General features: G+C 68.9%; 16 protein-coding genes. 12 read left to right on the forward strand and 4 right to left on the reverse strand.

Features of this window, described 5'->3' with window-relative positions:
* Nucleotides 1-11 precede the first annotated feature (11 nt).
* The 3 genes from P6166_RS06905 to P6166_RS06915 form a co-directional block, all read right to left on the reverse strand.
* Nucleotides 12-3,155, reverse strand: coding sequence for an efflux RND transporter permease subunit (locus tag P6166_RS06905; RefSeq protein WP_277763741.1), 3,144 nt, complete (start codon nucleotides 3,153-3,155; stop codon nucleotides 12-14).
* 25 nt (nucleotides 3,156-3,180) lie between these two features.
* A complete protein-coding gene (locus P6166_RS06910) occupies nucleotides 3,181-6,417 on the reverse strand; it encodes an efflux RND transporter permease subunit (protein ID WP_277763742.1) in 3,237 nt (1,078 codons plus the stop codon).
* A gap of 90 nt (nucleotides 6,418-6,507) precedes the next feature.
* The gene (locus P6166_RS06915; protein WP_277763743.1) at nucleotides 6,508-7,764 is read right to left on the reverse strand and encodes an efflux RND transporter periplasmic adaptor subunit; all 1,257 of its coding nucleotides are present in this window, start codon (nucleotides 7,762-7,764) and stop codon (nucleotides 6,508-6,510) included.
* Nucleotides 7,765-8,000: 236 nt separating this feature from the next.
* Between P6166_RS06915 and P6166_RS06920 the strand changes: the two genes are divergently transcribed.
* The 9 genes from P6166_RS06920 to P6166_RS06960 all read left to right on the forward strand — a co-directional run bounded on the left by P6166_RS06920 (nucleotide 8,001) and on the right by P6166_RS06960 (nucleotide 16,264).
* Nucleotides 8,001-9,317, forward strand: a complete 1,317-nt coding sequence (locus P6166_RS06920) for a M20 family metallopeptidase (protein WP_277763744.1) — start codon at nucleotides 8,001-8,003, stop codon at nucleotides 9,315-9,317.
* A gap of 88 nt (nucleotides 9,318-9,405) precedes the next feature.
* Nucleotides 9,406-10,224 (forward strand): NADPH-dependent 7-cyano-7-deazaguanine reductase QueF, encoded by an 819-nt coding sequence (gene queF, locus P6166_RS06925; RefSeq protein ID WP_277763745.1) that lies wholly within the window; start codon nucleotides 9,406-9,408, stop codon nucleotides 10,222-10,224.
* Nucleotides 10,225-10,327: 103 nt separating this feature from the next.
* Nucleotides 10,328-10,627 (forward strand): LysM peptidoglycan-binding domain-containing protein, encoded by a 300-nt coding sequence (locus P6166_RS06930; RefSeq protein WP_277763746.1) that lies wholly within the window; start codon nucleotides 10,328-10,330, stop codon nucleotides 10,625-10,627.
* A gap of 48 nt (nucleotides 10,628-10,675) precedes the next feature.
* Nucleotides 10,676-11,179, forward strand: coding sequence for a hypothetical protein (locus P6166_RS06935; RefSeq protein ID WP_277763747.1), 504 nt, complete (start codon nucleotides 10,676-10,678; stop codon nucleotides 11,177-11,179).
* A 339-nt stretch (nucleotides 11,180-11,518) separates the two neighbouring features.
* The gene (locus P6166_RS06940) at nucleotides 11,519-13,750 is read left to right on the forward strand and encodes an NADP-dependent isocitrate dehydrogenase (RefSeq protein WP_277763748.1); all 2,232 of its coding nucleotides are present in this window, start codon (nucleotides 11,519-11,521) and stop codon (nucleotides 13,748-13,750) included.
* Nucleotides 13,751-13,955: 205 nt separating this feature from the next.
* The gene (locus tag P6166_RS06945; RefSeq protein WP_277763749.1) at nucleotides 13,956-14,900 is read left to right on the forward strand and encodes a hypothetical protein; all 945 of its coding nucleotides are present in this window, start codon (nucleotides 13,956-13,958) and stop codon (nucleotides 14,898-14,900) included.
* A gap of 2 nt (nucleotides 14,901-14,902) precedes the next feature.
* A complete protein-coding gene (locus P6166_RS06950) occupies nucleotides 14,903-15,448 on the forward strand; it encodes a GTP-binding protein (RefSeq protein WP_277763750.1) in 546 nt (181 codons plus the stop codon).
* Nucleotides 15,441-15,851 (forward strand): roadblock/LC7 domain-containing protein, encoded by a 411-nt coding sequence (locus P6166_RS06955; protein WP_277763751.1) that lies wholly within the window; start codon nucleotides 15,441-15,443, stop codon nucleotides 15,849-15,851. The genes P6166_RS06950 and P6166_RS06955 overlap by 8 nt, the downstream gene beginning before the upstream one ends.
* Before the next feature lie 53 nt (nucleotides 15,852-15,904).
* Nucleotides 15,905-16,264, forward strand: a complete 360-nt coding sequence (locus P6166_RS06960; RefSeq protein ID WP_130317224.1) for a hypothetical protein — start codon at nucleotides 15,905-15,907, stop codon at nucleotides 16,262-16,264.
* Nucleotides 16,265-16,299: 35 nt separating this feature from the next.
* On the opposite strand, the gene P6166_RS06965 is transcribed toward P6166_RS06960, so the two are convergent.
* Nucleotides 16,300-16,503, reverse strand: coding sequence for a hypothetical protein (locus tag P6166_RS06965; RefSeq protein ID WP_277763752.1), 204 nt, complete (start codon nucleotides 16,501-16,503; stop codon nucleotides 16,300-16,302).
* Nucleotides 16,504-16,606: 103 nt separating this feature from the next.
* Here P6166_RS06965 and P6166_RS06970 point away from each other — a divergent pair, with 103 nt between their 5' ends.
* The 3 genes from P6166_RS06970 to P6166_RS06980 all read left to right on the forward strand — a co-directional run bounded on the left by P6166_RS06970 (nucleotide 16,607) and on the right by P6166_RS06980 (nucleotide 20,239).
* Nucleotides 16,607-17,542, forward strand: a complete 936-nt coding sequence (locus tag P6166_RS06970; protein ID WP_277763753.1) for a LysR substrate-binding domain-containing protein — start codon at nucleotides 16,607-16,609, stop codon at nucleotides 17,540-17,542.
* 13 nt (nucleotides 17,543-17,555) lie between these two features.
* A complete protein-coding gene (gene aceK, locus P6166_RS06975) occupies nucleotides 17,556-19,295 on the forward strand; it encodes a bifunctional isocitrate dehydrogenase kinase/phosphatase (RefSeq protein ID WP_277763754.1) in 1,740 nt (579 codons plus the stop codon).
* Between the two features lie 62 nt (nucleotides 19,296-19,357).
* A complete protein-coding gene (locus tag P6166_RS06980) occupies nucleotides 19,358-20,239 on the forward strand; it encodes an energy transducer TonB (protein WP_277763755.1) in 882 nt (293 codons plus the stop codon).
* Nucleotides 20,240-20,272: the final 33 nt, after the last annotated feature.

Genomic DNA, 20,272 nt, shown 5'->3' on the forward strand with positions numbered 1-20,272 from the left:
CCCGTTTTCCCTCAATGCTGTGGCTTGGCCACCGCCTGTGCCGCGGCCCGGCGGGCCGCCTTCTTCTCGCGCCGCCGCGCACGCCAGTTCTTCCAGTGGTCGGCCAGGCAGGAGAAGATCACGTACAGCGCCGGCGTGCTCAGCAGGGTCAGGCTCTGCGAGATCAGCAGGCCACCGATCATCGCGATGCCCAGCGGCCTGCGCAGCTCCGAGCCCTCGCCCAGGCCGATGGCCAGCGGCAGCGCCGCCAGGATCGCCACCATCGTGGTCATCATGATCGGGCGGAAACGCACGACCGACGCCTCGCGGGCGGCCTCGCGCGGCGACTTGCCGTGCTCGCGCTGCGCCACCAGCGCGAAGTCGATCATCATGATCGCGTTCTTCTTCACGATGCCGATCAGCAGCACCAGCGCGATCATCGAGATCACCGACAGCTCGGTGTTCGTCACGAACAGCGCCAGCAGCGCGCCCATGCCGGCCGCGGGCAGCGTGGAGAGGATCGTCACCGGGTGGATCAGGCTCTCGTAGAGCATGCCCAGCACGATGTACACGGTGAGGATGGCCGCCAGCAGCAGCACCACCATCGAGTTCGGGTTGAGCTGCACGTTGAAGCCGCCGCCATCGCTGATGCGGATGCCATCGGGCATGCGCAGGCCCTTTACCGCCGCTTCGATGATCGCGTCCGCCTCGCCCGTGCTCACGCCAGGGGCGAGGTTATAGCTCAGGTCCATCGTCGTGTACTGGTTGTCGTGCGTGATCTGCGGCGGTGCCAGGCCGGGCACCTGGTAGGCCACCGCGGTGATCGGGATCATCTCGCCCGACCGGCTCTGCACGTACACCTCGTCCAGCGCCGCCGGGGTGGCCGTCTGCGAGGGCAGGGCGTTGACCACCACCGAGTACTGGTTGAGATCGGAGTAGATGGTGGAGATCGAGCGCTGGCCGAACGCGCCGTACAGCGCGCCGTCGATGGTGCCGATGGACACGCCCAGGCGCGCGGCCTTGGCGCGGTCGATCACGATGTTCTGGCGCAGGCCGGCGGTGTCCACGTCGGTGCCGACGTCGCGCAGCTTCGGGTTCTGCTTGAGTACCGCCTGCAGCTTGGGCAGCCACTCCTGCAGCTGGGCCAGGTCGTTGCCCTGCAGCGAGACCTTGTATTGCGCGCCCTGGCTGGTGCCACCGCCGCCGTCGCTGGGCAGGTCCTGGATGGCGCGCAGGCGCAGTTCCAGGTCCGGGTAGCGGTCGGCCTTGGCGCTCAGGCGGGCCAGCACCTGGTCGGTGGTCTCGCGGCGGCCTTCGTCGCGCGTCTTCAGCTCGATGTTGAACGACGCACTGGAACCCTGCCGGCTGGAACCCAGGCGCGCGCCGACGATCTTCACCGCCGGGTCGGCCATCAGCATGTCGGTGATGCGGCGCTGGCGCTCGATCATGTCGTTGAACGACACCGTGGCGCTGGAGCTGGCGCGGCCCCAGATCAGGCCGGTGTCCTGCGGCGGGAAGTTGCCCTTCTTCACCGCGCCGGCCAGGAAGATCGTCGCCACGATCAGCAGCAGCGGGGTGATGGACATCAGCAGGGCGTGGCGCAGCGAGAAGTCCAGTGCCTTGCTGTAGATGCGCAGGCTGCCCTCGTGCATGCGCTCCAGGAACGCGCCGACGCGGCCGGGCTTTTCCGGCTCGGCGTGGCCGGAGAGGAACCGGCTGCACAGCGCGGGCGTGAGCGTGAGCGAGACCAGCATCGAGACCACGATCGCCGCCACCAGGGTCACGGTGAACTCGCGGAAGAACGCGCCGATCATGCCGCTGGCGAACAGCAGCGGGATGAACACTGCCACCAGCGAGGCGGTGATGGAGACGATGGTGAAGCCGATCTCGCGCGCGCCGGCCAGCGCGGCATCCATGCGCGACATGCCCTCATCGAGGTGGCGCATGATGTTCTCGATCACCACGATGGCGTCGTCCACCACGAAGCCGATCGCGATCACCAGCGCCAGCAGGCTCAGGTTGTTGAGGGTGAAGCCCAGCACGTACATCACCAGCGCCGAACCGGCCAGCGACAGCGGCACGGTGACCGCAGCGATCAGCGTCGGCGCCAGCCGGCGCAGGAACAGCGCCATGGTCAGCACCACCATCGCCAGCGAGATCAGCAGGGTGATCTGCACTTCGGCCAACGAGGCGCGGATGGTGGGGGTGCGGTCGAAGTACGCGGTCATCCGCGTGCCGGGGTGCAGGTAGGTGCGCAGCTCGGGGATGGCGCCCTTCACCCGATCCACGGTCTCCACGATATTGGCGCCGGCGCGGGTGAACACGTACATCACCACCGCGGGTTTGCCGTCGAACCACGCCGCCTGGTAGGCGTCCTGCTGGCCGTCGTAGACGTTGGCCACGTCGCTCAGGCGGATCACCCGGCCATTGGACTGGGTGGCGATGGCGAGCTGGGCGAAATCGGCGGCCTTGGAGACCGAATCGTTGGCGATGATCGCCATCGTGGTCTTGCCGTCGGACAGGAAGCCGGTCGGCGAGGTCACGTTGGCCGCGCGCACGGCATTGCGCAGGTCGTCCGGAGTCAGGCCCAGCGCGTTGAGCGCGCGCATGTCCACGTCCACGCGCACGGCCGGGGTAGACGCACCGGCGATGTCGACCGAGGCCACGCCGGTGATCTGGCGCAGGCGCTGGGCCAGCAGCGAATCGGCGACGTTGTACAGCTCGTCGGCCGATTGCGTCTGCGAGGTCAGCGCGATGGCGATGACCGGGTCGTCGTTCGGGTTCGCCTTCTGGTACATCGGCGTGCCCAGGCCCGAGGGCAGGTCCGCCTGCGCAGCGTTGATCGCCGTCTGCACGTCCTGTGCGGCCGCGTCGATGTCCACGTTGCCCTGGAACACCATGAACACCATGCTGCTGTTCTCCGAACTGGAGGAGCGCATGCGGTCGATGCCCGGCACCTGGCCGAGGTGGCGTTCCAGCGGCGCGGTGACCGTGGAGGCCATCGTGCTGGCGTCCGTGCCCGATTGCGTGGCGTGGACGAAGATCACCGGGATCTGGATGTTCGGCAGCGCCGCCACGCCCAGGCGCAGGTAGCACATCAGGCCGATGACGAAGAGCCCGCAGGCCAGCAGCGTGGTGCCGATGGGCCGCTTGATGAAGGGGGCGGAGAGGTTCATGGGCGCCACTCCATTGCCTGCGTCTTCATGCCTGCTCCGCCGTCGGCTTGCCGCCGTGCGTCGCGGCGCGCTTCTCGCGCCAGGCATGCAGGCGGTCGGACATGCGCTCCATGTACAGGTAGATCACCGGCGTGGTGTACAGCGTCACCAACTGCGAGAGCAGCAGGCCGCCGACGATGGAGATGCCGAGCGGACGGCGCAGCTCCGAGCCGATGCCGGTGCCGAGCGCCAGCGGCAGCGCGCCGAGCATGGCCGCCGCGGTGGTCATCATGATCGGGCGGAAGCGCAGCAGGCAGGCGCGGCGGATGGCGTCGTGCGCGCTGGCGCCGGCGCGGCGGGCCTCGATGGCGAAGTCGATCATCATGATCGCGTTCTTCTTCACGATGCCGATCAGCAGCACGATGCCCACGATGCCGTCCACCGACAGGCTCAGCCCGCACATCATCAGCGCCAGCAGCGCGCCCACGCCGGCCGGCGGCAGGGTGGAGATGATCGTGAGCGGGTGGATGTAGCTCTCGTACAGCACGCCCAGCACGATGTAGATCAGCACGATGGAGGCCAGCAGCAGCCACACCACGTCGGTCTGGCTGCCGGTGAACTCGGCGGCCTTGCCGATGAACTGCGCATGCACCTGCGAGGGCACCTGCAGTTCCTCGGCCGTGCGCTGGATCGCCGCCACCGCCTGCGAGAGCGAATAGCCCGGCGCGAGGTTGAAGGAAATCGTGATGGCCGGCAGCTGCTGCTGGTGGCTGACCACCAGCGGGGTATTGGTGACCTTGGCCTCGGCCAACGCGGAGAGCGGGATGATGCTGCCCGCGCCGACGGTGATGCCGGTGTTCTGGTTGCCGATGCCGGTGGCGGTGGAGGAGTTGGACGAGGTCACCTGGCCGAAGCTGGTGGCGTTGGTGCCGGTGAGCGCACCGCTGCCGTTGCTGGCCACCGCCAGCTGGTTCATCAGCGCGGTGCTGGTGCGGAACTCCGGCGCCACTTCCAGCACCACGCGGTACTGGTTGAGCTCGGTGAAGATGGTGGAGATCTGGCGCTGGCCGAAGCTGTCGTAGAGCGTGTCGTCGATGGTCTGCATCGGCACGCCCAGCATGCTGGCCTTGTCGCGGTCGATGTTGATCTCCAGCGCGCGGCCCTCGTTGGCGAGGTTGTTGTCGACATCGGCCAGCTCGGGCAGCTGGCGCAGCGCCTGCGTCATCTTCGTCGCCCACTGCGACAGCTCGGCGCTGTCCACGCTGGAGAGCGAGTACTGGTACTCGGTGGCCGCCACGCGGGTATCGAGGGTGACGTCCTGCACGGGCTTCAAGTACAGCGCCACGCCGGGAATGCCGGACACGGCCTTCTGCAGGCGCGGCAACAGGTCTTCCAGCGATTCGCGCTCGCCGCGCTCCTTCAGCACGATCGACAGCTGGCCCTGGTTGAGCGTGGGGTTCATCGTGCCGGCGCCGATGAAGGCCGCCACGCCGGTCACCGCCGGATCCTTGCGCAATGCCTCGGCCACGGCCTGGGTGCGCTGCTCCATCTGCGGGAAGGCGACATTCTGGTCGGCCTGCACCACGCCGGTGATCAGGCCGGTATCCTGCTCGGGCAGCAGGCCCTTGGGGATGACGACGTACAGGATGACCGTCAGCGCCACCGCGCCGATCGCCACGCCCAGGGTCAGCGGCTGGTGGGCCAGCACCCAGTCCAGCGTGCGCTCGTACAGCGCCACGGTGCGCGTCCACAGGTTGGTCTTGCCGGCGGCCGCGGCGCGCTCGTGCGCGTCCTCGCCCTCGGGCAGGGCGTCGGGCTTGAGCAGGTAGGCGCACATCATCGGGGTGAGCGTGAGCGAGACCACCATCGAGATGACCACCGCGATGGACAGCACCCAGGCGAACTCGTGGAACAGGCGCCCGGTCACGCCCGGCATCAGGATCAGCGGCAGGAACACCGCCACCAGCGAGACGGTGAGCGAAAGCACGGTGAAGCCGATCTGGCGCGCGCCGGTTTCGGCCGCTTCCTTGCCGTCCATGCCCTGCTCGATGTAGCGCACGATGTTCTCGATCATCACGATCGCGTCGTCCACCACGAAGCCGGTCGCCACCACCAGCGCCATCAGCGAGAGGTTGTCCAGCGACATGCCGGCGAAGGCCATCACGCCGAAGGTGCCGGCCAGCGACAGCGGCACGGCGACGGAGGGAATGATGGTGGCCCACAGGCGGCGCAGGAACACGAAGATCACCGCCACCACCAGGCCGATGGTGAGGATCAGGGTGAACTTCACTTCATGCACGGAGGCGCGGATGGTCTCGGTGCGGTCGGAGAACACGTCCAGGTGCACGTCGGCCGGCAACACGGCGCGCAGCTGCGGCAGGATCGCGCGCACCTGCTCGACGGTCTGCACGATGTTGGCGCCCGGCTGGCGGCGGATCTCCAGCAGTACGGCCTGCTTGCCGTCGGCCCAGGCCGAGAGCTGGTCGTTCTCCACCCCGTCCACCACCGAGGCCACGTCGCGCAGCCGCACCGGCGCGCCGTTCTGATAGCTGATGATGGTGTCCTGGTATTCGGCCGCGTTGGTGAGCTGGTCGTTGGTACCGATGCTGTAGGACTGGGTCTTGCCGTTGAGCGAGCCCTTCGGCGCGGACACGTTGGTCTGCGTCAGCGCGCTGCGCAGCGACTCCATCGTCAGGCCCATGTTCGACAGCTGCGCCGGGTTGACCTGGATGCGCACGGCCGGGCGCACGTTGCCGGCGATGGACACCAGGCCCACGCCCTGCACCTGCGACAGGCGCTGGGCCAGGATCGAGTCCGCGTAGCGGTTGATCTCGCGCAGCGGCAGCGTGTCGGAGGTGAGCTTGAGGGTGATGATCGCCGCGTCGGCCGGGTTCACCCGGTTGTAGACCGGCTGGTAGGGCAGCGAGGAGGGCAGGGTGGCCTGGCGGATCGCCGCCTGCACGTCCTGCGCGGCGATGTCGATGTCCCGGTCCATCGAGAACTGCAGGATGATCGTGGACAGGCCCGCCGAGGAATCGGAGGTCATCATGTCCAGGCCGGAAATCTGGCCGAACTGCCGTTCCAGCGGCGTGGTGACCAGCGAGGCCATCGTGGAGGCGTTGGCGCCCGGGTACTGGGTGGTGACCACCAGGCTGGGGGCGTCGATTTCGGGCAGTGCCGAGACCGGCAGCTGGCGATAGCCCAGGATGCCCAGCAGCAACAAGCCCGCCATCAGCAGCGAGGTGGCGATGGGGCGGCGGATGAAGATCGTCGAGAAGCCCACGCGGCTCTCCTGCTGTGTGCGTTGTCGGTGGAACAGACCGGCGCGGGCGCCGGTGCATGGGGACGGCGGCGGGCCGCCGTCCCGGGTGGATCAGCGCGGGCCGCCGCCGCGGCGACCGCCGCCGCCGCCGCGGTTCTTGCCCGCGGCGGCCTTCAGCTCGGCCTCGGTCGGGGGGGCCGGGGTCTCGCCCGGCGCCAGCGCCTGCACCTTGCTGCCGGGCTTGAGGCGGAACTGGCCTTCGGTCACCACCTTCTGGCCGGCCTTCAGGCCGCTGGCGATCTGCACGTGGCTGTCGTCCACTTCCACGCCCTGCTTGATGGTCTGCATCTGCACGGTGTTGTCGGCCTGCACCACGTAGACGTAATCGCCGTCCGGGCCGCGCTGCACCGCCTGTGCCGGCACCACGATGCCGCCGGGGATGGTGCGCAGCTGCAGGCGCACGTTGACGAACTGGCCCGGCCACAGGGCGTTGTCGGCGTTGTCGAAGATCGCGCGCGCGCCGAAGGTGCCGCTGTCGGCGGAGATGCGGTTGTCGATCACGTCGAGCTTGCCGGTGCCGCTGATCACGTGCGCGTCGCCGCGATCCAGCGCGGCCACCGGCAGCGCCGCCTGCGCCTGGCCTTCGCGCACCGCGGTGAGCTGGCGCTCGGGCAGGTTGAAGGACACGTAGATCGGGTGGATCTGGGTCAGGGTGACGATCGCCGTGCTGGTGCTGACGATGTTGCCCACGTCCACGCCGCGGATACCGGCGATGCCGTCGATCGGCGCGGTGATGCGGGTGTATTGCAGCTGCACCTGCGCCGCGCGCATCGAGGCGTCGTTGGCCGCCACCGCCGCCTCGTACTGCGCGACCTGGTTGCGCTGGGTGTCCAGGTCGGTTTTGGACACGTATTGCTGGTATTCCGGCGCGCTGGAGCGGGCGAAGTTGGAGCGCGCGGTGGCCAGCAGCGCCTGGTTCTGGCGCTTGGCCGCGGCGGCTTCGTCGTAGCTGGCCTGCAGGGTGCGCGGGTCGATCTGCGCGAGCAGTTCGCCCTTCTTCACTTCCTGGCCTTCCTTGAAGTTGATGCTCAGCAGCTGGCCGCCGACCTGGGGGTTGACCGTCACCGTGTTCAAGGCGGTGACCGTGCCCAGCGCGTTGGCATAGACCGGCACGTCCTGGGTGGTGGCCGCCACCGCGGTGACCGGCACCGGGCCGCTGTCCTGGCCGGCATCGCCGCCCTGTGCCTGATCGCTGCCCGGCCGCCCGGCCCCGCGCCCCTCGTGTCCGCCCCGCAGCATGCGCGCGCCGATGGCCAGTACCACGACCACTGCCACCACGAGCAGCGTGATCTTCCAGAAACGCGACATTCGACAACTCCTGAGGCGGGGGGAGGACGGGGGCTTCCCGGCAAGCCGGCAAGCTTATCGCCGGAACGTGGCGATTGGACCATGACTGACGGGCCAGTCAGACCGCGCCCGCCCCCATTGGTTCAGGGGGACGGTCCCCTCCTGCAACGCACGGAAAGGCGTCCGGTTGACCGCTGCCCGTGTGCGCGGCGGCGCGCTGCATTAGATTGTCGGTTTCCACCCTTCGAGGATTCGTGATGCCCCATCCGCGCGTCTGGGCCGGTGCCCTGCTGCTTTCCCTCCCCTGGATGGCCGTGGCCGCGCCCGGCGAGCGCCCCGAGGTCACCGCGGCGGCTGCCAAGCTGCAGGCCCAGGTGGTGAGCTGGCGGCGCGACTTCCACGAGCACCCTGAGCTGTCCAACCGCGAGGAGCGCACTTCGGCCCAGGTGGCCGCCCACCTGCGCAAGCTCGGCTTGAAGCCGCGCGTGGGCATTGCCCACCACGGCGTGGTGGCGATCATCGAAGGCGGCCTGCCCGGCCCGAAGATCGCCCTGCGCGCGGACATGGACGCCCTGCCGGTGACCGAACAGACCGGCCTGCCGTTCGCCTCCAAGGCGACGGGCGAATACCGCGGCGAGACGGTGGGCGTGATGCATGCGTGCGGCCACGATGCCCACACCGCCATCTTGCTCGGCGTGGCCGACGCGTTGGTGGCGATGAAGGCCCAGCTGCCGGGCCAGGTGATGCTGATCTTCCAGCCCTCGGAGGAAGGCGCGCCGGGCAACGAGGAGGGAGGTGCCTCGCTGATGCTCAAGGAAGGCCTGTTCGCCGACTTCAAACCCGAGGCGGTGTTCGGCCTGCATGTGTTCTCCAGCGTCCAGGCCGGGCAGATCGCCGTGCGCGGCGGCCCGCTGATGGCGGCCTCGGACCGCTTCAACATCAAGGTGATCGGCCGCCAGACCCATGGCTCGGCACCGTGGAACGGCATCGACCCCATCGTGGCCAGCGCCGACCTGATCGGCGCCGCGCAGACGGTGGTCAGCCGCCAGGCCAACATCGCCAAGCAGCCGGCGGTGGTGAGCTTCGGCGCGATCAAGGGCGGCATCCGCTACAACATCATTCCCGACGAGGTGGAGATGGTGGGCACCATCCGCACCTTCGACGAGGGCATGCGGCAGAAGATCTTCGCCGACCTGAAGAACGTCGCCGAGCACACCGCCGCCGCGCACGGCGCCCGCGCCGAGGCGCAGGTGCCGGACCAGGACGGCAACCCGGCCACCATCAACGACCCCGCCCTGACCGCGAAGATGCTGCCCAGCCTGCAGGCGGTGGTCGGTGCCGACAACGTCTACGAGCCGCCGCTGCAGATGGGTGCGGAGGACTTCTCGTTCTACGCGCGCGAGGTGCCGGGGCTGTTCTTCTTCGTCGGTTCCACCCGCGCCGGCATCGACCCGGCCACCGCGCCGAGCAACCACTCGCCGAAGTTCCTGCTGGACGAGAAGTCGCTGGACGTCGGCCTGCGCGCGCTGCTGCAGGTGTCGCTGGATTACCTGCACGGCGGTCCGCAGGGCTGACTGAACGGTTCCGGCCGGGTGCGTCCGCGCCCGGCCGGCACCGCCCGGCGCGGCCAGAGGTTCAGCGCCCGCGGCGTAAAATGCCGCCATGAACACCCCCGCCGATTCCAGCCTCGGGCGCGAGGTCGCCTACCCGACCCACTACGACCCCGCGCTGCTGTTCCCCATCCCCCGCCGGCCCAGCCGCGTGTCGGTGGGCATCGATCCGGACGCGCTGCCGTTCGTGGGGCTCGACCGCTGGCACGCCTACGAGCTGGGCTGGCTGGATGCGCAGGGCAAGCCGTGCGTGGCGACCGCCACGCTGCACGTGCCCAGCGATTCGCCGAACCTGATCGAATCCAAGTCGCTCAAGCTTTACCTCAACTCGCTCAACAGCACCCGCTTCAACAGCCCGGCGGCGGTGCGCGAATGCATCGCCACCGACCTGTCCGCCCGCGCCGGCGCGCCGGTCAGCGTGGAGTTCGGCCTGCCGCCCCTGCTTGATGACGCCGCCGCGGACATCAGCATCGATGGCCTGGATGTCAGCATCGACGACTACGGCCCGCCCAATGCGAACCACCTGCGCACGCTGCCGGGCGAGGATGTGGAGCAGACGTTGGTATCAGCGCTGCTGAAATCCAACTGCCCGGTCACCGGCCAGCCGGATTGGGCGAACGTCTCGCTGCGTTATCGCGGTGCGCCGATCGACGCCGAGGGCCTGCTGCGCTACCTGGTGAGCTACCGCGACCACGCCGAGTTCCACGAGCAGTGCGTGGAGCGGATCTTCCATGACGTATCGCGCTGCTGCCAGCCGCAGTGGCTGGTGGTGGAAGCGCGCTACACGCGGCGCGGTGGCCTGGACATCAATCCGTGGCGCGCCACGCCGGGCGCACCGGCACCGGCCGCGCGCCGCGACGCGCGGCAGTAACCGGCGCAAACGCCGCTGCGCGCCGGCTTCACGCTGGCGCGATCCGCTTTTAACGTTGGCCGTGCAACCGTGCTCCCACGCTGTGGCATCACGGAACCTGCCCATGACCAGCAACGACAAGAAAGCGGATTTCTCCGGTGTGACCTCCAAGGTCGACAGCACCGCCGAGATCGCACCCAAGGCCGACTTCTCCGGCGTCACCGCCAAGGTGGACAGCACCGCGGAGATCGTGGGCGAACAGTCCTACACCGTGCAGAGCGGCGATTCGCTGTCCAAGATCGCCAAGCACCATTACGGCGACGCGAACGCCTGGCAGAAGATATTCCAGGCCAACCGCGACGTGCTCGACGACCCGGACAAAATCTTTCCCGGCCAGACCTTGCGCCTTCCCGCCAAATCCTGATCGCGCCACGCCACGCCTGGCGCACGCCCCGAACCTGGAGGACTTTCCATGTCGAATTCCCAGCACCTGACGCGCACGTTGATCATCGGCCTGGCCGCGAGCCTGGCCCTGGCCGGCTGCAAGAAGAAGGACGACACCAGCGAGATGGCCACGCCCCCGGCCGCCGAGCCTGCAGCCACCACGACGCCGCCGCCCGCCGCCGAGCCGTCGAGCGCGCCGGCCGCCGCCGTGACGGTCAGCAGCGTGACCGTGGGCAACACCGCCGCCGCCGACAAGAGCGTGGCACCGGTCGCCACGTTGTCCAGCAAGGACAAGATCATCGTGTCGGTGAAGACCGATGGCGCCGCCAGCGGCGCCAACCTCGGCGTCAAGCTGACCTTCCAGGATGGCCAGGTGGCCGGTGAGCAGAGCGCCGCGCTCACCACGACGGGCGCGGAAACGACGAACGTCGAGTTCACCAACGCCAACGGCTGGCCGGCCGGCAAGTACACCGCCCAGGTCACCGTGGACGGACAGGCGGCGGGCATGCCGCAGGAGTTCGAGGTCAAGTAAGCCGGGCAAGCGCGCCCGCCGACTCTCTCCCGGCGGGACGGTGCATGTGGGGCGCAGCGCAAGCTGCGCCTCTTTTTATATGCGGCAATGGTTCGCCGGGAAACCATCCGCCCGGTGCGGACACCGTGCGCTTGCGTATCCCGATGCTCGGCGGTGGGACACAGCGGCCCGCACCGGCCGGCTTTGCCCGGGGGGCGGCAAACGGCGACAATGCGGCGATTGCCCGGTGATTCCCGACGTCGTCTTCCGGCATGAGCGCGCAGCGGATCGTGATGCGGCGCGCCTGCCTTCGTCCGGCCCCGGTGCCCCCTCCCGAAGCAGAACCGAGTTACGCCGATCATGTCGAACACCCCGAAGATCCTCTACACCCTCACGGACGAGGCGCCGTACCTCGCGACCCAGTCCCTGCTGCCGATCATCGACGCCTACACCGATACCGCCGGCATCGTGGTGGAGACGCGCGACATCTCCCTGGCCGCGCGCATCCTCTCGCAGTTCCCGGATTTCCTCGACGCCGCGCACCAGACGCCGGACGATCTGGCCGAGCTGGGCGAACTGGCGACCACGCCGGAAGCCAACATCATCAAGCTGCCCAACATCAGCGCCTCGGTGCCGCAGCTGCTGGCCGCCATCAAGGAACTGCAGGCGCAGGGCTTCAAGCTGCCCGAATACCCGGACGTGCCCAAGGATGACAAGGAGCGCGACATCAAGGCGCGCTACGACCGCGTCAAGGGCAGCGCGGTGAACCCGGTGCTGCGCGAGGGCAACTCCGATCGCCGCGCGCCGCTGTCGGTGAAGAACTACGCGCGCAAGCACCCGCATCGCATGGGCAAGTGGAGCAGCGAATCGAAGTCGCACGTCGCGCACATGGAAAGCGGGGATTTCTTCGGCAGCGAGCAGTCGGCCACCGTGCCGGCCGCCGGCGCGCTGAAGATCAGCTTCGTTGGCCAGGACGGGCAGGCCACGGTGTTGAAGGACAAGGTGGCGGTGAAGGCCGGCGAGATCGTCGATGCCGCGCTGATGAGCCGCAAGGCGCTGGCGAGCTTTATCGATGCGCAGATCGCCGATGCCAAGTCGCAGGGCGTGCTGTTCTCGCTGCACCTGAAGGCGACCATGATGAAGGTCTCCGACCCGGTGATGTTCGGCGTCGTGGTCGGTGAGTTCTACCGCGACGTGCTGGCCAAGCACGCCGAAGCGCTGAAGTCGGTCGGCTTCGATGCGAACAACGGCATCGGCGACCTCTACGCGCGCATCGGCGGCCTGCCGGCCGACCAGCAGGAACAGATCAAGGCCGACATCGCCGCCGAATACGCGCAGCGCCCGGGCGTGGCGATGGTCAATTCGGACAAGGGCATCACCAACCTGCACGTGCCGAGCGATGTGATCGTCGATGCCTCCATGCCGGCGATGATCCGCGACTCCGGCCAGATGTGGAACGCCGAAGGCAAGCTGCAGGACACCAAGGCGGTGATCCCGGACCGCTGCTACGCCGGCGTGTACCAGGCCGTCATCGAGGACTGCAAGGCGCACGGCGCGTTCGACCCGGCCACCATGGGCAGCGTGCCGAACGTGGGCCTGATGGCGCAGAAGGCCGAAGAATACGGCTCGCACGACAAGACCTTCATCCTTCCCGCCGCCGGCACCGTGCAGGTCACCGACGAGCAGGGCAAGGTGGTGTTCGAGCATGCGGTGGAAGCCGGCGATATCTGGCGCATGTGCCAGACCAAGGACGCGCCGATCCAGGACTGGGTCAAGCTGGCCGTGGAGCGCGCCCGCCTGAGCGACACCCCGGCGGTGTTCTGGCTGGACAAGGCCCGCGCGCACGACGCGCAGGTCATCGCCAAGGTCGAGCAGTATCTGAAGCAGCACGACACCCAGGGCCTGGATATCCGCATCCTGCCGCCGGTGGAAGCGACGAAGTTCTCGCTCGAGCGCATCCGCAAGGGCCAGGACACCATCTCGGTCACCGGCAACGTGCTGCGCGACTACCTCACCGATCTGTTCCCGATCATGGAGCTGGGCACCAGCGCCAAGATGCTCTCCATTGTGCCGCTGATGGCCGGTGGCGGCCTGTTCGAGACCGGGGCCGGTGGCTCGGCGCCCAAGCACGTGCAGCAGTTCACCGAAGAGAATTACCTGCGCTGGGATTCGCTGGGCGAGTTCCTCGCGCTGGCCGCCTCGCTGGAACATTTGGGCAACCGCTACGACAACGCCTCGGCCAAGGTGCTGGCCAAGGCGCTGGACGCGGCGAACGGGCAGATCCTGGACAACAACAAGTCGCCGGCGCGCAAGGTCGGCGAGATCGACAACCGCGGTAGCCACTTCTACCTCGCCTTGTACTGGGCGCAGGCGCTGGCGAACCAGGACGAGGACGCGACGCTGAAGGCCAAGTTCGCCCCGCTCGCCCAGCGGCTGGCCGAGGAAGAGCAGAAGATCGCGGCCGAGCTCAACGGCGCGCAGGGCAAGCCGGTGGACATCGGCGGCTACTACCGCCCGGACTTGGCCAAGGTGGCCGCGGCGATGCGCCCGAGCCAGACCTTCAACGCCGCGCTGGCGACGTTGAAGGGTTGATCGCCTCGCGGCGCTATTCGCCGCGATCGCATGCAACGCCCCGTGTCCACGGACACGGGGCGTTTTCGTTTCCGGCGCCGGTGATCCATATGCATTTCCGGCAAGAAGCCGGGCGATGTGCGGGCGATCACTCTTGATGCGTGCAACCGTGCCGTAGCCTGCCGCCTAGCATCCACGCAACACATCAAGGATAGGGGGCGGGGACATGGCCAGAGTGCTGGTCGTGGGAGCGGACGTGCGCGCCGAACGCGAGCTGTTGGAACGCCTGCAGCGGCTATCCGGCCTGCCCGAGGGCCGGCTCAGCGGTTGCCGCGGGCTGGACGAATGCGATCTGCTCGTGGTCCGCGATACGCCGGGCCTGCGCCACGCGGCGCTGCGCATGGCGCAGCAGCGTCCCGGCATGCCGTTCTGGATCGAAGGCGAGGACGGCGCGCTGGTCGATGGCCATGCGTGCGAGCACGTGATGCTGGAGGACCGGCAGATCGAGCGCGTGCTGTGCGCGATCGATACCCCCACGCCCACCCCGAGCGATGCGGAGTGCGTCGCGCGGGGCGCCAAGGCGGTGACGCGCGAATTGCGCCGGCGCCTGCGCGACCGGCAGGGACGCACGCGGCTGGTACTGGCCGATGGGCAGGACCTGCTGCTGGACTTCGGCGCCGACCTGGTGGCCGCGCCCGCTGCCACCGATGCGCGCGACCTGCCGGCGCACCTGGGCGCGGGACTGGACGATGCGCGCCTGGAGGTTCCCGCCCCTGCCTTGCCCGAGCAGGTGCCGCGCCTGCCGCTGCGCCCGCTGCTGTGGCAGGCGGGCCAGCATGGCGACCACTGGCGCGACCTCGACGCCCGGTTGGCCGGCGGGGCGGTGGTCCGGCTGTCGCGCTGGCCCGATTTCCGCGTGATCACCCGCCAGCCGGAAGGCTTCCGCCTGTGCTCGCTGCTGCTCAAGCGGCCAGCGAGCGTGCGCGAATGCGCCAGCATGCTGGGACTGGAGGTCGAACTGGTGCGTCAGTTCGTCCATTCGGCCTACCTGTGCGGCTATGCCAGCCTGCAACCGCTGGATATGCCGGCCGCGCCGCTGTCGCCCCCGCGCGAGCGCGGCGCGACGATGCTGGCGCGCATGTGGCGCAGCCTGCGCCAGGCGAGGCACTGAGCATGCGCGAGCACAAGATCGTGGTGCTCGGCTCGGCCGGCGCGGGCAAGTCCACGCTGGTGCGCGCGATCGCCGACGGCGTGGTAGTCGATACGGACGTGGCCAACACCGACGGCGGCCTGGGCAAGGCCGCCACCACGGTGGCGATGGACTATGCCGATGTCGCGCTGCCCAACGGCGACCGCCTGCGCTTGTACGGCACGCCCGGGCAGCAGCGCTTCGGTTTCATCTGGCCGATGCTGCTGCAGGGCGCCAGCGGCGCGGTGCTGCTGGCCGACGCCAGCCTGCCGGACCCGGTCGAAGCGCTGGCCGGGCACCTGTACACGCTGCGCACGCATGCGCCGAACCTGCCGGCGGTGGTCGGGCTGTCCAAGCCGGATCTGGCACCGCACCTGGACCTGGACCATTGCGCCGACGCCATCGCCGCGCGGCTGCGCGCGTTGCCGGTGGTGCCGATGGACGCGCGCGACCGCGAGCAGGTGCTCTGGCTGATGGATGCCCTGATGGGCGAGATCGAGGCGCATGCCTGGGTGGACGCCGATGGCTGACGGACGACAAGGCGCCGTGCTGGCGCCGGCCCAGCAATCCCTCGTGGATGCGCAACTGCGTGCCTTCGTGGACGCGGTGGACGGCGTGCGCACGGCCGTACTCGCCACCGTGGATGGCTTCGCGCTGGTGCAGGCGCCGGCCACCGCCAGCGGCGAGCGCCTGGCGGCGATGACCAGCGCGATGCTCGCGTTGGCCGCCGCGGTCGGCCGCGAGCTGGCCCTGGGCGAGCTGGAAGTGCTGATGCTCGAAGCGGGCGAGGGCAAGGTGCTGATGCGCACACTGCCCGCGCCCGGCGCGCCGCTGCTGTTGATGGCCGCGTGCGACACGCGCAGCGTCATCGGCAACGTGCTGTGGAGCGCGAAGGAATGCGGCCAGAAGATCCTGGCCGGGCTCGGCGATTGAGGGCCTGGGCGCCGGGGCACATCACAGGCTCTATCCAACACGAGGGGAACATCATGGCGGGACTGAAGGATTCGCTCAACGAACTGATGACCATCGACGGCGCGCAGGCCGTGGCCCTGGTCGACTACGAGAGCGGCATGCTGCTGGGCGAGGCGGGCACGGGTGTGGACATGGAAGTGGCCGCCGCGGGCAACACCGAGGTGATCCGGGCGAAGATGAAGACGGCCGCCTCGCTCAACCTCAACGACACCATCGAGGACATCCTGATCTCGCTGGGCCGCGCGTATCACATCATGCGGCCGGTCGGGAACAAGAAGGGCCTGTTCTTCTACGTGGTGCTGGATCGCAACAAGTCCAACCTGGCGCTGGCCCGGCGCAAGGTGCTGGAAGTGGAAAGCACCCTGGCCATCTGACGTCCCGGGCGCGGCGGCGTGCCGCGCCCTGCCGCTCAACGGAACGGCGAGAGCGCCGTGAGCACGCGCACCCGACGCGCCTGCCGGGCGCGCACCTGCGCGCGCGGGTGGGGGTGCGGGTGGGTGGCGCCCTGCGGCGGGGCGGTCGGCACCCCGCCATCTCCCGGCGCCAGCTGGCGGGCCAGCGCTTCGTTGGTGACGAAGCCGTGGTGGAACAACAGGTCGTTGAAGATGCGCATGTCCGTGCCTCCACTTGAGTGGAATTGATGTTGGGCGCAATCTGGCGGGGCGAAAAGCGAGCGTTTCGCAAGCCAGGGTTGAATCCCGTTCAAGGCCGGAACCATGTCCAGACCGCCGTTGCATGCCCTGCAGGGATTCGTCACCGCCGCGCGGCTGGGCAACCTGTCGCGCGCCGCCGAGGCCATGCACCTCACCGTCAGCGCGCTCAGCCACCAGATGCGCACGCTGGAGGAGCGGCTGGGCTATCCATTGCTGACCCGCCATCCGCGCGGCGTGGTGCCGACCCCGGAAGGGCAGCGCCTGCTCGAACGCATCGCCCCGCACCTGGATGCCATCGCGCGCGAGGTCCAGCCCTTCGCCGCCCGGCGCGACGACGTGCTGACGCTGAGCATCACGCCCTCGATGGCCTCGGCGTGGCTGGTGCCCCGGCTGGGGCAGTTCTTCGCGGCGCATCCGAAGGTCGAGATCAGCCTGTTGTCCAGCGAACGGGTGGTGGACTTCGAGCGCGAGCTGCAGATCGACGCGGCGATGCGCGTGGGCCATGGGCATTGGCCGGGCCTCGTCGCAGAGCCGCTGTTCGACGAATGGCTGGTACCGATGGCCAGCCCGGCACTGGTGGCGCGGATGGGTGGCCTGGCGGCGCGCCCGCTGGCGCAGTGGCCGCTGCTGGGCGACCCCGACGGCCAATGGAATCGCTGGTTCGAACTGGCCGGCGAAACCCCCGCTACCCGCTACGTGGCGTTCCTCGACGATTCCGAATCCCACCACCGCGCCGCGCTCGACGGCGTGGGCGTTGCGTTGGGGCGCCTGACCCGCGCGCGCCTGCTCATCGATTCCGGGCAACTGGTGCCGTTGTCCCCGCACCGGCTCAAGACGCCGTACTCGCACTATCTGGTGCATCCCCCACGCTCGGCCACGCATCGCGGCTTCGGGCAGTTCCGTGCCTGGCTGCTGGCGCAGGCGGCCGCGCACGTGCGCGATACCGATAAGGCCCTCGCACCGCCGGCCAAGCCGCGCCGCGCCGCGCGTGCGCGCTGAGTACACTGCCGGCATGTCCAGCGCCTTGCAGACCCCGCAGTCCGAGCGCCGCGCCGAGGCCATCGGCCGCGCGGTCTTCGACGCGTTCGAGGATTACCACGCGCGTTTCGCCGAGATCACCCGGCGCGCCCGGCAACGCTTCGAGACCCGCGACTGGAGCGGCGCGCGCGAGGACGCCGTGGCGCGCATCGCACTGTACGACCAGTGCATCGGCGAGTGCATGCTGCGCCTGCGCGCGGTGCTGATGGGCCAGGCGCACGACCGCGCGCTGTGGATCCGCGCGCGCGAACACTACGCCGCGCTGCTGGCCGGGCTGATCGACCAGGAGTTGTACAAGACCTTCTACAACACGCTCACCCGCCGCTATTTCCGCACCCAGGGCGTGGACCCGCTGATCGAGTTCGTGGCGCTCGACATCGAGCCGACCGATGCCATCACCCACCCGGTGGCGCATCACAGCTACGCGGTATCGCCGGGCCGGCTGACCGAGGTGCTGATGCGCGTGCTGGGCGACTACCCGTTTGCCGTGCCGTACGCGCATCGCACGCGCTGCGCCGCGGCGATCGCCGTGCGCCTGCACGACGACCTCGCCCACTGGGGCGAGCACCCGGTACGCGGCATCGAGTTGCTCGACACCGTGTTCTACCGCGAGCGGCGCGCCTATCTGGTCGGCCGGGTGTTCGGCGAGCATCGCTTCTCGCCGTGCGTGATCGCGCTGGTCAACGACGAGGCGGGCCTGCGCGCCGAGGCGGTGCTCACACGGCGCAGCGATGTCGCGCAGCTGTTCAGCAATTCGCGCAGCTACTTCCAGGCCGACCTGCCCACGGTGGGCGATGCGGTGGTGTTCCTGCGCAGCCTGCTGACGCACAAGCCGATCGACGAGCTGTACACCATGGTCGGCCGCGCCAAGCAGGGCAAGACCGAGCGTTACCGCACGTTCTTCCGGCATTTCCAGGCGCATCCGCACGAGCAGCTGGTGCAGGCCGAGGGCACGCCCGGCATGGTGATGGCCGTGTTCACCCTGCCCAGCTACCCGCTGGTGTTCAAGCTGATCCGCGACCGCTTCGCCTACCCGAAGAAGATGAGCCGCGCCGAGGTGGAAGGGAAGTACGAGCTGGTGTTCCAGCTCGACCGCGTGGGCCGCCTGCTGGACGCCCAGCCGTACCGGTTCCTGCGCTTCCCGCGCGCGCGCTTCGCCGAGCCGTTGCTGCGGGAACTGCGCGAGACCTGCGCGCTCAGCGTGAGCGAGGAGGGCGAGGACGTGATCTTCGACCTGTGCTACATCCAGCGCCGCCTGCGTCCGCTCAATCTCTACCTGCGCGAACAGCTGCCCAAGCCGGCGCGCGCCGCGGCGCTGGATTATGCGCAAGCGATCAAGGACATGGCGCGCAACAACATCTTCCCCGGCGACATGCTGCTGAAGAACTTCGGCATCACCCGCCACCAGCGCGCGGTGTTCTACGACTACGACGAGCTGTGCCTGATCACCGATTGCACGTTCCGCGACTGGCCGCAGGCCACGACCTACGAGGAGCAGATGGCCGCCGAGCCCTGGTTCCACGTGGGTCCGCACGATGTATTTCCCGAGCGCTTTCCGCTGTTCATGGGCCTGCCCGCGCAGATGCTGGAAGCGGTGCGCACGCATCATGGCGAACTGTTCGACCCGCGCTGGTGGCGCGCGCTGCAGGCGCGCCTGCGCGAGGACGACTATCCCGACACGCCGCCCTACGCCGACCGCCTGCGCCTGGCGTGAAGATTGCGCCCGCCATGGCGCTGCGGTGTAATCGGTCCACGTCAACCTCAAGGAGCGTGGTGATGATGAAGGTGATTCGCGTGCTGGCGCTGGCCTCGGTACTGGGCGTCGCGCTGGTGTCCTCGCTGGCGGTGGCCGCCACGGGCGCCGGCCCGGGCAGCGTGCGCAAGCAGATCGAGTCCAGCCTGCTGGTGGAAGGCGAGGTCTACATCGAGACCAATGGCTCGGTTTCGCGCCTGGACCTGAAGAAGGAAGACCAACTGCCGAGCGGCGTGGTCAAGATGGTGCGCGACAACGCCCTGCAGTGGAAATTCGAGCCGATCGAGCGCAACGGCCGGGCCGTTCCCGCGATCGCGCCGATGCGTCTGCGCGTGGTGGCCAAGAAGGTGGGCGAGGACCGCTACGAGATCGGATTGCGCGGCGTGAGTTTCGAGCGCTACAACGCCAAGGATCCGCATTCGGTGGCTTACGAGAAGCTGGACCCGCCGAGCTACCCGAGCGACGCTTTCCGGTCCGGCGCGGCGGGCACGGTCTACCTGGCGGTGAAGGTGGGGCGCGATGGCCGCGTGGAAGACACCGTGGCCGAACAGGTGAACCTGCGCGTGATCGCCAGCGAGGGCGAGATGAACCGCTTCCGCAAGCTGTTCGCGGACAACGCGATCGCCGCGTCCAGGAAATGGCACTTCCGCGTACCTACCGAGGGCGAGGCGGCGGCCGAGCCCTATTGGAGCGTGCGCATCCCGGTCAGCTATTCGTTGGACAGGGGGCCTAGCGAGAGCGACTACGGCAAGTGGGTGAGCTACATCCCGGGCCCGCGCCAAGCGGTGCCGTGGCGCGATGCGGCCAACTCGGCCAACTTCGCGCCCGATACGCTGGTCGAGGGTGGCGTCTACATGGCCGATCGCCACACGCCGAAGCTGCTGACACCGCTGCAAGGCGGCTGAGGGTCTGCGCAGCCCGATAAAAAAACGCCCCGC

It is taken from the genome of Stenotrophomonas sp. HITSZ_GD (assembly GCF_029543105.1).
Taxonomy (GTDB): domain Bacteria; phylum Pseudomonadota; class Gammaproteobacteria; order Xanthomonadales; family Xanthomonadaceae; genus Stenotrophomonas_A.